The 14,437-nt window shown below is 59.2% G+C and carries 10 protein-coding genes; 1 reads left to right on the top strand and 9 read right to left on the bottom strand.

The window, feature by feature from the left end; all coding sequences use genetic code 11:
- Positions 1 to 150 precede the first annotated feature (150 nt).
- The 9 genes from K6118_RS01395 to K6118_RS01355 form a co-directional block, all read right to left on the bottom strand.
- Positions 151 to 873: a hypothetical protein gene (locus K6118_RS01395; RefSeq protein WP_247118338.1), complete on the bottom strand. Its 723-nt coding sequence runs from the start codon at positions 871 to 873 to the stop codon at positions 151 to 153.
- Between the two features lie 722 nt (positions 874 to 1,595).
- Positions 1,596 to 3,617 carry a S9 family peptidase gene (locus K6118_RS01390; protein ID WP_247118337.1) on the bottom strand — a complete coding sequence of 674 codons (2,022 nt, stop codon included), beginning with the start codon at positions 3,615 to 3,617 and terminating at the stop codon, positions 1,596 to 1,598.
- A complete protein-coding gene (locus tag K6118_RS01385) occupies positions 3,614 to 5,695 on the bottom strand; it encodes an alpha/beta hydrolase family protein (RefSeq protein ID WP_247118336.1) in 2,082 nt (693 codons plus the stop codon). Before K6118_RS01385 ends, K6118_RS01390 begins: the two co-directional genes overlap by 4 nt.
- Before the next feature lie 79 nt (positions 5,696 to 5,774).
- Positions 5,775 to 6,227, bottom strand: a complete 453-nt coding sequence (locus tag K6118_RS01380; RefSeq protein ID WP_247118335.1) for a YiiD C-terminal domain-containing protein — start codon at positions 6,225 to 6,227, stop codon at positions 5,775 to 5,777.
- Positions 6,228 to 6,289: 62 nt separating this feature from the next.
- Positions 6,290 to 7,477, bottom strand: coding sequence for an ABC transporter permease (locus K6118_RS01375; protein WP_247118334.1), 1,188 nt, complete (start codon positions 7,475 to 7,477; stop codon positions 6,290 to 6,292).
- Between the two features lie 12 nt (positions 7,478 to 7,489).
- Positions 7,490 to 8,644 carry an ABC transporter permease gene (locus K6118_RS01370; RefSeq protein WP_247118333.1) on the bottom strand — a complete coding sequence of 385 codons (1,155 nt, stop codon included), beginning with the start codon at positions 8,642 to 8,644 and terminating at the stop codon, positions 7,490 to 7,492.
- Positions 8,641 to 9,336: an ABC transporter ATP-binding protein gene (locus K6118_RS01365; protein WP_247118332.1), complete on the bottom strand. Its 696-nt coding sequence runs from the start codon at positions 9,334 to 9,336 to the stop codon at positions 8,641 to 8,643. Before K6118_RS01365 ends, K6118_RS01370 begins: the two co-directional genes overlap by 4 nt.
- 25 nt (positions 9,337 to 9,361) lie before the next feature.
- On the bottom strand, positions 9,362 to 10,405 hold the full coding sequence (locus tag K6118_RS01360; RefSeq protein ID WP_247118331.1) for an efflux RND transporter periplasmic adaptor subunit: 1,044 nt from the start codon (positions 10,403 to 10,405) through the stop codon (positions 9,362 to 9,364).
- Between the two features lie 124 nt (positions 10,406 to 10,529).
- Complete coding sequence (locus K6118_RS01355) at positions 10,530 to 12,392, bottom strand: alkaline phosphatase D family protein (RefSeq protein ID WP_247118330.1); 1,863 nt, start codon at positions 12,390 to 12,392, stop codon at positions 10,530 to 10,532.
- A gap of 515 nt (positions 12,393 to 12,907) precedes the next feature.
- Here K6118_RS01355 and K6118_RS01350 point away from each other — a divergent pair.
- Positions 12,908 to 14,437: an EAL domain-containing protein gene (locus K6118_RS01350; protein WP_247118329.1), complete on the top strand. Its 1,530-nt coding sequence runs from the start codon at positions 12,908 to 12,910 to the stop codon at positions 14,435 to 14,437.

Here is a 14,437-nt window from a genome sequence, read left to right as displayed (position 1 = left end):
AATCAGCTTTTTATGGACCACGCCGCCATCTCCTCATCTTGGGCTTATGTCTGATACGCGCCGAGGAAGCAGGTGGATCACCCTTCCGGGGCGGAAGGGGCATGAAAAAGGGGGCCGAAGCCCCCGCTTTCACCCGCTATGCTGACGAGGTCAGTCCTTGTCGTCATCCTTGCCAGTGTCTTCGGGGTCCGCCCACTGCTGGCGCAGCATCATCTGTTCCATCATCTGCTGTTGCAGGCCCATCATGCGGCCCATCATGAACTGATGCTGTTCGCGCTGTTCCGGCGTCATATTCTGCCAGTCCTGCCACATCATGCCCCGGCCCATGCCCATTCCTTGGCCGTTACCGGGGCCCATGCCTTGGCCTTTACCCGGTCCCATGCCCTGCTGACCGTAAGGACAGTTCTGCCCCATCATGCCGGGGCCCATGGCTTTACCTTGACCCATGCCCTGGCCGCCCATGCCTTTGCCCATGCCTTGGCCATTCATCATGCCGCCTTTGCCTTGGCCCATGCCTTTGCCGCCACCGGGGCCCATCCCCATGCCGGACCCGCCGGCCATGCGGCAGCCCATCATGCTGTTGCCCATCATGCCGCGCATGGCGCCCATGCCTTTTTGCATCGCCTGCCAGTGGTCGCGCATGATCTGGTGGCGTTCGGCACGGCTCTTGGCGCCCTGCATTTTCGCCATCAGGGCCTGCATGGCCTGCATTTCCTGTTCGGCGGTGCCCATGTCGCGGTCGAAGGCCTGCATATTGCTTTCGGCTTGGGCTTCCTGTGCGGCCGGGGCCTTTTCGTCCTGGGCCAGCGCTGCGGGGGATAAGGGCAGGGCGCTCAACAGCACCGCCGCCATAAGGGGTGACAATTTCATCATGGCTCTTCCTCCTGATATCTTCGAGATTGCCAGCAACATAGGCCTTGCCGCTCCCCGGTTCATTGACACCGGTCAAAGGAGAGGATTCCCAAACCGGGCTGCCCGGTCGTCTTAGATATGAAAGGGGTTGATGCCGGCATCCCTGCTGGCGGTCTCATCAGTGACCCTCGTATGCCGCGCTGGAATCCTTCGGGGATTTCCGTCTAGGGCACTACCGGTGGCTGGCCGGTGGGGATGGCAGACGGGGGCTGGTTCGAAAGACCAGCACTTACACGTTTCCCAAACGACTGGACCGGCCGGTTTCGGCTGGTCATTTTTTTCTCGGGGTCGCGAAAGGCGATTTTATGACCAATATGGATGTCATAAAAATTTCTTGAAACTTAATCTTGACCAAAGGGTCAAAAATGATAGGTTTCACTCTGATCCAAGGGTCTGATCCGTGTGAAAACTCCGGACCCCGGGTCGCCGATGCATGGATATTACCGCTTGCGTATCTCTGGGTGATGGGCGCCTCCTGCGGGAGTGGTAATTGTTGCGGCGGCAACAGCTATACGGCCCTTAGGGGCCAAACTGTTGTTCGTGCAACACCGGTCTTTTGGCGAGGACCGGCAAGCGACATGCAGACGGCGGGTGCGCGGCAGGACGTGTGGTTGCGAACCTCCTGCCCGCCCTCTCTCTTCCAGGGCCGACCCCGATGGGGTCGGCCCTTCTTTTATGGAAAATCAGGGCTTGATATGCGCCAGGACGAAACGCCCGGCCTCGGTCAGGAACTGGGTCCTCAGCGGGGCCTGAAGCAGGAAGTGTGAGCCGCCTTCCAGCCATAACATCTTGAAATTCTTATGATATTTATGGAGGCGTTCTTCCATGTAGAGGCTGTGTTCCGGCGCGACCCGGATGTCACGCGTGCCGTGGGCGAGCAAGAGAGGCATCCCGACATCCCGCGCGAGCCGGGCCGGAGATGCCTTTTTCAAGAGGCTGTTCTTGTCCCGCCCGACGGTGCGGAACATCAGGCCCTTGCGGTCCGCCTTGGAGGAGGAAACCGTGTCCACCCATTCCCGGAGGTCGGTGACGGGGGCGAGGGCGACGGCACACTGGAAACTATCCTTGTTCTTGATCGTCGCCATCAGGGCGGCATAACCGCCGTAGGATGCGCCGACGATGCACAAATGTCCTTTCATCGCAATGCCTTGGTCGACAAGCCAGGCGGCGCCGTCGGCCACGTCATTCTGCATGGCGTTGCCCCATTCGCCGTAGCCGCTGGCTTCGAAATTCGTGCCGTACCCGGTCGAGCCGCGGAAGTTGGGCTGCAAAACCCCGATGCCCAGGCTGGCAAAATATTGCGCCCAGTCATCATGCCGGACCATGTCCCGCACCCACGGGCCGCCGTGCGGCATCACCACCATCGGGGTCGGCGTGCCCTTTTTGTAGCCGTTCGGCAGCGTGAGATAGGCGGGGATTTCAATGCCGTCGCGGCTGAAATAATGCACCTCTTTCATCGGCACGAACGGTACCGGCGGCGTGCCTTTCTTCTCCTTCAAAAGCGGGGTGAGGCTGTCATCCTTGGCGCGGTAGAAATAAAGCTCGGGCTCCACCGTCGGCGCGCTGGCATAAACCAGCCAGACACCGGCATCCTTGCTGGCACCGCCGACGTAGAAATTCCGTCCCGGCAGTTTTTTCTTCAGCCCGTCATAGAACTTCTGGAATTTCGGATCGAAAATTTTCAGCTCCGGCCGGTCGTCGATATAGGTGGCCGCGAGGATTTTTTCACCGTCCGGGCTGGTGATCAGCCCGCCCGCATCATAGCGCGGGTGTTCGAAAACCTTCTCGCGGATCGCCTTGCTCTTGAGGTCGAAGCGGTAGATCACACTGCGGCCCTTGCCGAGCGACGAGCGCAGATAAAGGTTCAGGCCATCGTCCGAGAAACCGGCGATCTGGAACCGGCCGTCCTTGAACAGCGGGTTGTCGCTGAGGCTTTCCCACGGGCCGTCGGCGGTCGGCCTGATCTTGACCTCCATATGGTCGTCGCCCCAGCCGCTGGCGAGCCGGATATGGCCCCCAAGATCGGCGGTCCAGGTCTGATACGGCTTCTCGCCCTTCTCCAATTGCTCGGTCTTGCCGGTGAGATAGTTGAGCTTGTAGACGCCCGGATATTCGCCACCGTCCGGCGCGTAGGCCAGGATCACATTCTCCTTGTCCTTCGGCAGCCTGCTCAGGAGGTCGTCCGAGCCGTTGGCGCTCAGATCATTGAGCGGATACTGAAGGATTTCCCGCAAGGTGCCGCCCTTGGCATCGAAGGTATAAACATGGCGCGTGAGCCCGGCCTCCGGCCCCGATGCCCGGTGGATGTGTTCCGGAAACTTCAGGGCGGGGGAGCTGTCGTCGATCACCGTGATGCTGACAAGCACATGGCTTTCATCCACCCAGTTAAGCCAGTCAAACTGGGCGGGCGGCAGGTCGGCCTTGTGCAAAAGCGCGGCGCCTTTTTCGCTGACCGAATAAAGCTGCAGCTGGGGATGGTTGCCGACCATGCTCCAGGCGATGAACTGGCACCCGCACGGGGCCAGGTGGGAACTCATGAAGGTATCGGCCTGGCCATAGTAGGCGACGGAAGCCGCGACCGGGTCGGCTTTCTCGGCCCCATAGGCTGCTGGCCCGAAAGCCGCGAGCGTGAAACTAGCCGGGGCAGCCAGAAGCACCGCCCCCAAAAGGGCGGTGGCAAGGCGGGCAGGGAAGCGGCTCATCATTTACCGCTCTCCGCCTTGGCGGCTTTGTCAGCCGTTGCGGCGTCTGCCGTCGTCTTGTCTTTGGGGGCGGTGGGCTTGACCACGCCGTCCCCCAGGTTGGCTTGCAGGAATTTTTCAAGCGCCCGGTAGAATTTTGTCCGGGCCTTGGGCAGATGAAGGCCGTGGCCCTCATCCTTACTGCGGATGGTGGTAACCTTCTTGCCGTATTTCTGGAGGGCCTTTTCGAATTTGTCGAAGCGCTTGAGCGGGATGACACGGTCCTTGTCGCCATGGAACAGCAGGACGGGCCGGGTCAGATCCTCCGTCAGCTTGATCGGCGACAGGCTCTTGAGAATATGGCTGCTGCGGTCCCCGGTGATGCGTTCTGCCGCGGCCTTGCCGTCGTCATTTTTGACATCCTTGGCATAGGCTTTAAGGTCGGTGACCGGCGAAACTGCCACCGCGCAGGCGAACCTGTCCGGCGATTTCATAACCCCCAGAAGCGCGGCATAGCTGCTGTAGGCGGAACGCCCCATGATGCAGACGCGCCCCTTGGCGGCGATGCCTTCGCGGACCAGATAATCGGCGGCATCCTCCAGGTCATTCTGCATGGTGCCCCCCCACTGGCCATCCCCCAGGGACTGGTATTCGTAGCTATAGCCGGTGGAGCCGCGATAGTTCGGCTGCAAAACCAGATAGCCCCGGCTCGCGATAAATTGCACCACCTCTTCATACTCGATGTCGGTGCGTTCATGCGGGCCGCCGTGGGGCAGGATGACCACCGGCAGGTTCTTGGGCTCAACACCGAGAGGCGCGGTCATATAGGCCGGGATCTCCAGGCCATCGCGGGAGAAATAATTGACCCGGACGGTCGGGGCCAATTGCGCCGGGTTGAGGGCGTTGTTCATTTCACCAAGCACGGTCATATGGCCGTTGGTGGTGTCGAGGATATAAAGCGCCCCCGGGTACCGGTCGCTGACCGAATAGATGAGGAACATATGGTCATCCGGTGTGCGCGACAGGACATAATTGCTGCGCCCCGGCAAGGCCTTGTCGATCATGTCGTAAAGATGCTTATAGACCGGATCGAAGAATTTCCGCTGCAGCTTGTCGCGGATATAGGTCACGGCCTGCAGCCGTTTCCGGGATGGCGACAGCTCGATCCCGAGGGCATCGACATCGGAATCCTCGAAAATCTTGTTGCTCAGTTTGCCGGTCGACAGGTCGAAGCGGTAGATGGCGAAACGGCCGTTGGCGACAGCCGAGCGCACGAACATGTGCGTGCCGTCGAAATCGAAATCGAGCGGAAAGAAGCGCCCGCTTTTGAACAGGTCGTTGTCATGAAGTTCCTGCCAGGTGTCCGACCCGGCCTTGCGTGCCACCATGTTGATATGGTCGTCGCTATAGCCGAGGCCCAGGCGGACATTGCCGTCATGGTCTGTCAGCCAGCGGCTGATATGTCTCCGGCCTTCCATGACCAGGGTTGTCTCCCCGGTGTAAATATCCAGTTTGAAAACCGAGGGGGCGTGTTTGCCGTCCTTGCTGGCCTCAATCAGCACATAATTGGGCTCTTTGGGCAGAAGGTCGACGACCAGGCTGTCGACATAGGCTTCGTCTTTGCGGATATCGACATTGAACAGCCGTTGCAGGTTGGCGCCGGTTTTGTCGACGGACACAAGGCTGACATTGCGGTGCCACCGCCAATTGCGGTCAAGCTGCCAGGAGGCCAACTGGATAAGCAGGCGGTCCTTGCTGGCCCAATAGACCGAATCGTAATATTTGGTGGGGACAACACCGAGATAGTGCTTCTCCATGTCGCCCGGTTCGGTCTGCTCGACATGGATTTTCACATTGCCCATTTCGTAGGAAACGGTCAGGAAGTGTTTGCCATCCGGCGCCAGGGACGCGGCGTTGATGCTGCCGCTGGATACAAATGCGTGTGGTGGAATATCCTTGGGCGAATCAAAGCTTGGATAGCTGAGATCGGGTGCCCCGCCGATCTTGCCGGCATTCTGTGCCATCGCAGAAGGTGAAAGAGTAAAGAATAACAAACCGGTAGCCGCGGTAACGCATACCGCCGCGCGCTTAAATAACTTCATGAGGTCCCCCTAGAAAACTCCTCTAAAGTTGTATCTTTTATAAGGGAAGGGGAGAGGATCAAGGAAAAAGTGGTATTCCTCAGGCAGGGTGGCTCAAAAGCGCGAAGGTGCCGCTATAGTCCACGGCCAGCGCATCCTGGTCCAGGATCGTGACGCCGATGGTGACGCGGGCCTTGCCATGGCGTTTGAAGGCCTTGTGGAAGCGTTGCCACTGGGCAAGGTCAGGCAGGATCGCCCGGGCTTCGAAATCACCGGTCACGGGCCTCAGGTAATCGATATCGCTGTGGGTGATCACCACTTCCGTGCGCGGTGCCCAGGCGCGGGCGTGGATATGGACGAGGCTCCAGGCCGCCAGGGTCGCTACCGCCTGCAGGCTGCCGCCGAAAACCGTGCTTTTATGGTTGATGTTGGGCGCGAAGGGCGCGGCTAGCACCACCTCCGTATCCGCCTGTTTGACCGTCACGCCGAAGGCTTTGCTGATCGGGATATGATCATAGAGATAGGCTTCGATCTCGGCGGGGGTGGCGGTCATGACGGCGCTTTCTCCTGTCAGGGGTAGGAAGGGCCGCCGGGGCAGCCCTTCCGTCATTCAGTTTAGGACGCATTCCGGAAAGCGACAACCACCGGCAACCGTGCGGCGCGCCAGGCCGGGAAGAAGCCGCCGATCACGCCGATCAGCAGCGCGAGGATGATGCCTTTCTCGAACAATGCGGGTGATAGCTCGAAGGTGAAAATCACCTGCGTGAAGCTGGCCCCCAGGGTCGAGGTGGTCATGCCGTCCATGAACAGGTAGGACATGAGCGCGCCGACAAGGCCGCCAAGCACCGACAGCACGACCGATTCCGCGAGCGTGCCGAAGAAGGCGGACACGTTCGAGAAACCGATGGCCCGCAAGGTCGCGATCTCCTTCGAGCGCGATGCCACGGAGGTGAACATGGTATTGAGGGCGCCGGCGAGCGCACCGAGCGACATCACGATACTGATGGCCCAGCCTACCCGAACGATATTCTTGAGCGCCTGACCTTGCTCAGCGAAATACTGAGCCTCGGTTTTGACGTCCAAGTTGAGCGTCGGGTCGGCCTTGATCGCTTTCTCGATGCCCGAAAGATCCCCCGGCGTGGTCAGCTTGATGCGCATGGTCTGGTAGCTGTCACCCCGGCGGAACTGAGATTGCACAGTGCGTGCATCCGCCCACAGCTCGCTTTCGAAGGCCGTGCCGCCGGTCGAGAAGATGCCGACCACGGTCCAGCGTGACTTGCCGAACTTGACCTCTTTGCCCAGTTCGAAACCGCTAAACTGGCCCAGAACTTTCTGGCCGACGATGATCTCATTCTTGCCGGGCTGGAACATGCGGCCAGCGGTGATCTTCACATGGTCGCGCAGGGTGAAGCCGATAGGGTCAATGCCCCTAAGCGGTATATTCACCTTGGTCCCGGAGGACTTTTTAATGGCGTTCACGACCACATAAAGCTCAGCCGAATAGTAAGGCTGCCCATCCGCCGTTTTGGCCACACCCGGCGCGACCGAGACGGCGTTGACTGCATGGCGCGACAGCACGCTGTTCAGCTCGGACTGCGACCCGCCACGGGTGACGATGGCGATATCGTTGCTGCCCGTGCCTTCAAGGGTTTTGGCGAAACCATTGGCCATGGACAGGAACGAGAGAAGCACCGCCACGACGACGGTAACCGCGAGAATGGCGGCGAGGGACATCCACAGACGCTGAGGCAGGCTGCGGATGTTCATGACGATCACCACCCAGATTTGCGATAGAAGTTTCATAGCTATGTCCTCCTACTGCCGGCTGAAGGCGGTAATGATGTTGAGCCTGAGGGCATTCACGGCCGGGATGATTCCGGTCAGAAGCCCCATCGCCAGCATGAACCCAAGCGATTGCAGGACAATGCTGTGGGTCATCAAAAGCGGCGGCATCTGCGGCATCTTGCTGGTGATCAGCCATGTGAGTCCCGTGGCGGCCGACAGGCCAAGCCCGCCCCCCAGAAGCGCCAGCATCATCGATTCACTCAGGATCATGCGGAAGAGGCGCCCGGACTGGAAGCCCAGCGTCTTCATCACCGCGATCTCACCCGTGCGTTCCCGGATCGCCAGCACCATGGAGTTGCCGACGATCACCAGGATGATGAAGAAGGCAGCGCCCACCACCGAGGTCAGGATCAACCGGATATTGCCGATCTGCTCGATGAAGCCCTTGTTGAAGACCTTTTCCGGCACCGTCTGGGTTTCAAACGGCGTGTTGGCGAACATGTCATCGACGGTCTTGATCACCTGCTCGTTCAGCTTCGGGTCCGTGGTGCGGATGCCGAGGAAGCCGATATAGTCCTTCCCGAACGATTTGGTCTCATTGAAATATTTATAGTGGAAATAGACGCTGTTGGTGTCGGTCTGCGGGGTCTTGCCCTTGAAGATGCCATCGATGGTGAAGTCCCACGCCGTCCGGCCATCCTTCTGCGAAAAGATGTTGGAGTTGACCGGAATATGGTCGCCCACTTTCCAGCCATAAGTGCGGGCCACCGCTTCGCCGGCGATAAGGCCCTGGCGGTCTTGGATCCAGGCTTCCTGTTCCTTCGGCGTTAGCACGACCTGGTCATAGACTTCCAGGAAGCTTGGGGCATCCACGGCCATCATGACCAACTGTTTGCGCGGGTCCTGAAAATAGCCGCCGAACCAGTTCATCTGGGTTACGGCTGCGACGCCTTTGACCGCGCGCACCTTGTTGACGTAGGAGACCGGCAAAGGCTGGGTGAAGTTGATCTTGTTCACCGTGACGAGCCGGTCGTCAGCCGCGAGGTTCACACCGCTGTCCCAGGCCACCTGAAACGCCGTGATCGTACCGTAGATCGTGAAGGCGATGAAGGTGGCGAACAGCGTGAGGAAGAGCCTGAGCGGTTTCCGCGTCAGGTTCTTCCAGACAATGTAGAAGTCTGTCATGCCACCAGATCCTTCTCAACGAACTGGCCCTTGTCGAGATGCAGGGTGTGGGTGGCATATTTGGCGGCCGAGGGGTCGTGCGTGACCATCACGATGGTCTTGCCGAATTCCTTGTTGAGAAGCTGAAGCATCTCCAGGATTTCGTCCGCCGTGTTGCGGTCCAGGTCCCCGGTCGGTTCGTCACAGAGAAGAAGTTTCGGGTCCGAAACGATTGCACGGGCAATTGCCACACGCTGCATCTGGCCGCCTGACATTTCCTTCGGCAGGTGGCTCGCACGGTCGGCAAGGCCGACAAGCTCCAGGGCGGCCGTCACGCTTTTCTTGCGCTGGGCGGCCGAGAGGTTGGTCAGCAAAAGCGGCAGTTCCACGTTCCGGGCCGCATTCAGCATCGGCATCAGGTTATAGAACTGGAAGATGAAGCCGATGTTGCCCGCGCGCCAGTTGGCCATCTGGCCTTCGCTCAATTTGTCGATGCGCTTGCCGTCGAACCAGACCTCGCCGCCCGTCGGCTGGTCGACACCGCCGAGCATGTTGAGAAGCGTAGTCTTGCCGGAGCCCGAAGGCCCCATGATCGCGAGAAAGTCTCCCTTCTTGATGGTCATGTCGAGGCCGTCGAAAATGCTGATGGCCTCCTTGCCCTTTATGAAACGCTTGGAAACGCCTTTAAGGTCAAAAAGATGATCGTCTGTCATGACTATAGTCCCCTATATTTGGGTTTCAGCTTTTGAGGAACGCGACTTTCACCCCCATGTCGGGCAGGATGCGCGGGTCCTTGTCATCGATCCGGATACGAACCCGGACGGTTGCCTTGGCGCGGTCAGCGGTCGGGATGATCGCAATGACCGTGGCTGGAATGGTCCAGTCCGGGTAGGCGTCCAGGTTGGCGTCCACTTTTTGGCCGGCTTTTACTTTGTGGATGTAGGCTTCGTTGACATCCACCTCGATCTCCAGGCTGTCCATATCCACAATGGTGCAGATACCGGTCCGCGTGAAACCGCCGCCTGCCGAACTGGGGGAGACGATCTCACCCGGCTGGGCCGCTTTCACGGTTACGATGCCGTCGAACGGGGCGCGGATGGTATGTTCGTCCAACACCTCTTTCTGGCGCTCGGCCTGGAATTCCGCGACCTGGATATCAGCCGCCGCGCTTTTCAGTTCGGCCTTCAGGCTTTCAACGTCGGCGCTTGCGCGGGTGACGCTGGCTTCGGTCGAGAAGTCATTGGTCTTCAGCTCGGTCGCGCGCTTTAGCACGCGTTCGGCTTCCTGAAGTTTGGCTTCGGCGCTGGTCTTGCGGGCCTTGGCGGCAACGACTTGTGCTTCGGCGAGCTTATAGTCCGCCGATGCGATGGAATCGTCGAGCCGGGCGAGGACTTGCCCGGTCTTGACCGCCATGCCTTCTTCGACATTCACGTCGGTCAGAAGGCCCAGCACTTTGGCTGACACGGTGGCGATGCGCCGTGCCGTGATATAGCCGGACGCATTCAGGATGCGGTTGTCGGCCACAGCAGGCGTCGTGGGCGGCGTTGGTGTATCGGCCATTGCGGCCGAGGATGCGGTATCCGCTTTTTGTGGTTCGGTCGTGGCTGGCGTTTGCTTGGCGCTGGCCGTACTGTCCCCCGCGGATTCGAAGCCGATATAGGCTCCGCCACCGCCGGCGACGAGGGCAACCGCAACAAGCCATACCGGAGAAAGTCCTTTTTTCTCCGGTTCCGGCTCACGATCGATTTTCAATTGGTTCAGAAGGTGACTCTTGTCTCCCATCGCTGTCTCTCCGCGACTATTCTATTGGTTTTGGTTAAACGCCGCACGCTGTCAGATATGCGTATTCCGAAACCAATTACAACCATACTTACGTTATATCACGGGGAGCCGATCGAAAAAAATGTCAGGCCTCTCCCACGCTGAGCGTCTGGCTGCCCGCGTCGGTCACACCGATGGGGCCTTCAATCACTTTATAGTCCTTGCTGAGAACCGTATCGACATAGAGATAGCGGCACTTCATGCGTGTTGGCGTGATATCCAGCTCCAGCCAACCGCGGTGCGTGGTGTCTACATACTTCATCTCGGGGCTTGCCTTCAGGAAGGAGTCTGCTGTCAGCTTGGCATCAGCGCGCAGATAATCTTCCAGGCCGGGTGAGCTGACGGCGGAGGTCGCGAACTCGACCGCTGCCGGTTTGCCGTGCCGGTCGGCGAGGTTGAAAGCCCAGGCATTGTGGCTGTCGCCCGACAGGAAGACCGTGCTCTTGCTATATTTCTGGACGCTGTCCAACACCCGGTTCCGGCAGGCGGGGTAACCGTCCCAGGAGTCCAGGTTGAACGGCAGGCCAAGCGCTGCGAGCATTTGATAGGCCCGGTATTTTTCCCGCGTCAGATAGTGGGCCTCTGAGAAGTCGATCTTGTCCTCGGGGATCGATGGGATGCCGATCTTGCCGATAATGACCTGCTGGCCGATCACCTGCCAGGGCGTGCCCGCTTGGGTGGAGCGCTTAAGCTCATCCGCGAACCAGGCTTCCTGCGCCTCGCCCATCATGGTGCGCTTGGGGTCCCCCAGCAGCTTGGTTTTGAAGGTTTCAGCATCCGGCAGGTAGCTATAGCCCTTCGGCAGTTTTTTGGGGTCGAGCGATTTGATGGTGTTCCAGTCGGTCATCGGCTCAGGCTTTTTGCCGTCGAGGTTGAAGGGAACGGCGACATGCTTGACCTTATCGGCGGGCAGGGCCTTCACCGCTGCTTCATCGAGCACCGCCTTGGGCGCATCCGGATCGGTCATGTCGAAGGCGATGGTCTGCATCGGCAGGTCGTGGGCATAATTCAGCTGCTTGTCCCGAGCGATCAAGCGTGTATCGAGCATGATCAGCGACGCCAGCCCGCCATAATCGAAGGTACGGTAGATTTTCTCAGGCTCGGCCGGGACGTTGTCGCGGACCGGAATCCACTCGCGGTAGGCCTTGATGGCCGCGGCCTTGCGGACGGCAAAATCGCCTTCGCCCGGGTTATGGTTCTGGGCGCCATTCTTCCAGGTGTCGTTGGCGACCTCATGGTCATCCCACACGCAGATGAAGGGGTGGGCGGCATGGGCGGCCTGCAGGTCCGGGTCGGTGCGGTAAAGACCGTAGCGCATCCGGTAGTCTTCAAGTTTCAGAAGCTCGGTCTTCGGCTGGATGTGACGGCCCATCTCGACCGCTTCCTTATTGTCATAGTATCCGACCGGATATTCGTAAATATAGTCGCCAAGGTGCAGGATGGCCTCGACATCGCGGCCCGCCAGTTCCCTGTAGACGTTGAAATAACCCTGCGGATAGTTGGAGCAGGAGATAACGGCCAGCTTCAGCCGTTCTATCCCGTCCTTCGGCAGGGTGCGTGTGCGACCCACGGGGCTTGTCACCCCTCCGGCGCTAAAGCGGTAATAGTAGGTATGGCCGGGCTTCAGGCCGCCTGCATCCACTTTGACGGTATAATCCCGTCCCGGCCCCGTGTCGGTCATGCCGGAGGAGATGATCTTGTTGAAATCGGTGTCATGGGCCACCTGCCAGCGGACGCTGATGGCTTCCTGTTTGCCGCTGCCGGGCAGAACGCGGGTCCAGAGGATAACGCGGTCGGCGAGAGGATCGCCGCTTGCAATGCCATGGGTAAAGTGCGCAGGCGCATCCGCCAGAACTTTATGGCCACGCAGCGCCAGCAGGCCAAGCGTGGCCCCCATCCCGCTGACAACCGCACGGCGGCTCGGGCCCATCGACATTACAGATTTCATTGGTTAGCTCCCCGGAAAATGAAACAATCGGGGTCCACTAAACCCCGATACGGTTACCGCACCGTGACAAAGTTTGAATGTTGAGTAAATAGTCAATAATGCTTTGGTCGGTCCGGGATGACACAATCGGTCACACGACGCGGGCGACACAAAAAAAGAAGACAAGAAGTAACGCTTCGGCGCTAACCATTTGACACGGAACAAGGTATCGGTCTGAAATGAGCCTATGTTCTTGGCTTGTCCAAGGGGTGGGGATCGATAGCATCAGATTTGAAAGCGGATGGGCAAAAGGCCAGGCCTTGCGGCCATGGATTTCTTTTCAGGGTGCTTATTGTTTACTGTTTCCTAACTGGCTCCGTGCCAGAAACTAATGGGGGTTAGGCGCCAACTGGTCATTGTGCATTTTACCGGTGTTGATATCGGGAAAATAAGCTGCCGGTCATGGCGACTGAAGGATTGTGATGACGAAGGTTCCAGATAGGTTTTTGGGCTACGCCTTTTGCGTAGGGGATTTGTTGCTTGAACTGGATACGGATTTTTTCATTCAAAACGCCGATGGCGCCGTCAAAAACACCCTGGGTATCGACACCTCGGGGGCCGAGCCGATCAATTTTCTAGACCTTCTGACCGACCGCGGCCGCAGCTTGATCGAAAGCGCCGCCAAAACCCTGACCGGGGCCAATCGTCTTGGCCCGTTTACGGTGTCGATTGGGCGCCAGGGCGGAACGAAGGAACAATTCGCCATTTTCATGGCCAAACTGCCGACCGCGACCGACAGGATATATGTCGTCCTCTCCCGGCCGTACCGCCTGGGTGTGTCCGGCAAGTCCGAGACGAGCCAGAAGAAGACGGACGAGAAGAAACAGGAATTCTATGAGCGCCTGGAGGCCTTGTTCGAAGGCAACCCGGAGGCGCAGGACCAGATGCTGGTCACCGTGCTGGAAGCGGGTGCCGGGCAGGCGCTCAGCGGCGAACAACGGCAGGAAATTGAAAAATACCTCCGGACCTATTCCGTTGGCGGCAACCATGCGGCGCAGCTTGCGGACGATAAGTTTGCTTTTGTGCACGAAAAGCCGGGCCCCGAGGGCGCGGTGGCCGATTTCGCGGGCGAGCTTGAGAAGGTCACGGGCCTGTCTGTCCAGGCGGCAACCATTGATGCTGCCGAAGCTACGCTCAGCCAGAAGGACAGCCTGCGGGCACTTGTGTTCAGCCTGCAGAATTTCGCACGGGAGAATGAAGGCTTTGGGGTCGGTGAAATTGCCACCAATTGCCGGACGATGATCGGGGAGACAACCGAGCGGGTCAAAGCTTTCCGTCAGGTACTGGAAGACGGCGCCTTTTCGCTTGTGTTCCAGCCGATCGTGCACCTGAAGCGTGGCACCGTACATCATTTCGAAGCGCTGACCCGGTTCGAGCTGCCGCCGATGATCAAGACCCAGTGGGAGATGATCCGCTTTGCCGAGGATGTCGGGCTCATTGACGATTTCGATTATGCCGTTGTCGGCAGGGCGATCAGCAAGATCCGCGAACTGCTCAGGAAGGGCGGCGCGCCGGGTATCGCGGTCAACCTGTCCGGCCGCTCCCTGTCGAACCCCGAGTTCCTGTTGGAGTTGATGAGCGTCTTGCGCGGCAACGAGGATTTGAAGCGCTATCTGTCGCTTGAAATCACGGAATCGGCGAAAATTCATGACCTCGATGCGCTAGGGCATGTGCTGGAAGATATCCGGGAAATTGGCTTCAAGGTCTATCTGGATGACTTCGGCGCTGGCGCCGCGGGCTTCCAGTATCTCAAGAAGCTGAAGGTCGATGCCCTCAAGATCGACGGCGCCTATATCCGCAACGCGCTTGAAGACCGGGAGGACCGCGCCTTCCTGCGCTCCATGGTGACGCTGTGCAAGGACCTTGGGATCGTCACGGTCGGGGAATGGGTGGAAACCCGCGCCCATGCCGAGCTGTTGACCGGCATGGGGGTTGATTACGGTCAGGGCTATTTCTTCGGTAAGCCCAGCGCGAATTTCCTGGTCAAGAAATCTGACGAGGGTTGA

The organism is Kordiimonas marina (genome assembly GCF_023006325.1).
GTDB lineage: Bacteria > Pseudomonadota > Alphaproteobacteria > Sphingomonadales > Kordiimonadaceae > Kordiimonas > Kordiimonas marina.
The sequence above is the reverse complement of the archived record's forward strand: the minus strand, read 5'-3'. Positions and strand labels throughout refer to the sequence as shown.

Excerpts from the sequence above, each read along its gene's own strand:
- K6118_RS01355 (WP_247118330.1), bottom strand. The coding sequence starts at position 12,392 with ATGAAATCTGTAATGTCGATGGGCCCGAGCCGCCGTGCGGTTGTCAGC.
- K6118_RS01375 (WP_247118334.1), bottom strand. The coding sequence starts at position 7,477 with ATGAAACTTCTATCGCAAATCTGGGTGGTGATCGTCATGAACATCCGC.
- K6118_RS01395 (WP_247118338.1), bottom strand. The coding sequence starts at position 873 with ATGATGAAATTGTCACCCCTTATGGCGGCGGTGCTGTTGAGCGCCCTG.
- K6118_RS01365 (WP_247118332.1), bottom strand. The coding sequence starts at position 9,336 with ATGACAGACGATCATCTTTTTGACCTTAAAGGCGTTTCCAAGCGTTTC.
- K6118_RS01360 (WP_247118331.1), bottom strand. The coding sequence starts at position 10,405 with ATGGGAGACAAGAGTCACCTTCTGAACCAATTGAAAATCGATCGTGAG.
- K6118_RS01385 (WP_247118336.1), bottom strand. The coding sequence starts at position 5,695 with ATGAAGTTATTTAAGCGCGCGGCGGTATGCGTTACCGCGGCTACCGGT.
- K6118_RS01380 (WP_247118335.1), bottom strand. The coding sequence starts at position 6,227 with ATGACCGCCACCCCCGCCGAGATCGAAGCCTATCTCTATGATCATATC.
- K6118_RS01390 (WP_247118337.1), bottom strand. The coding sequence starts at position 3,617 with ATGATGAGCCGCTTCCCTGCCCGCCTTGCCACCGCCCTTTTGGGGGCG.
- K6118_RS01370 (WP_247118333.1), bottom strand. The coding sequence starts at position 8,644 with ATGACAGACTTCTACATTGTCTGGAAGAACCTGACGCGGAAACCGCTC.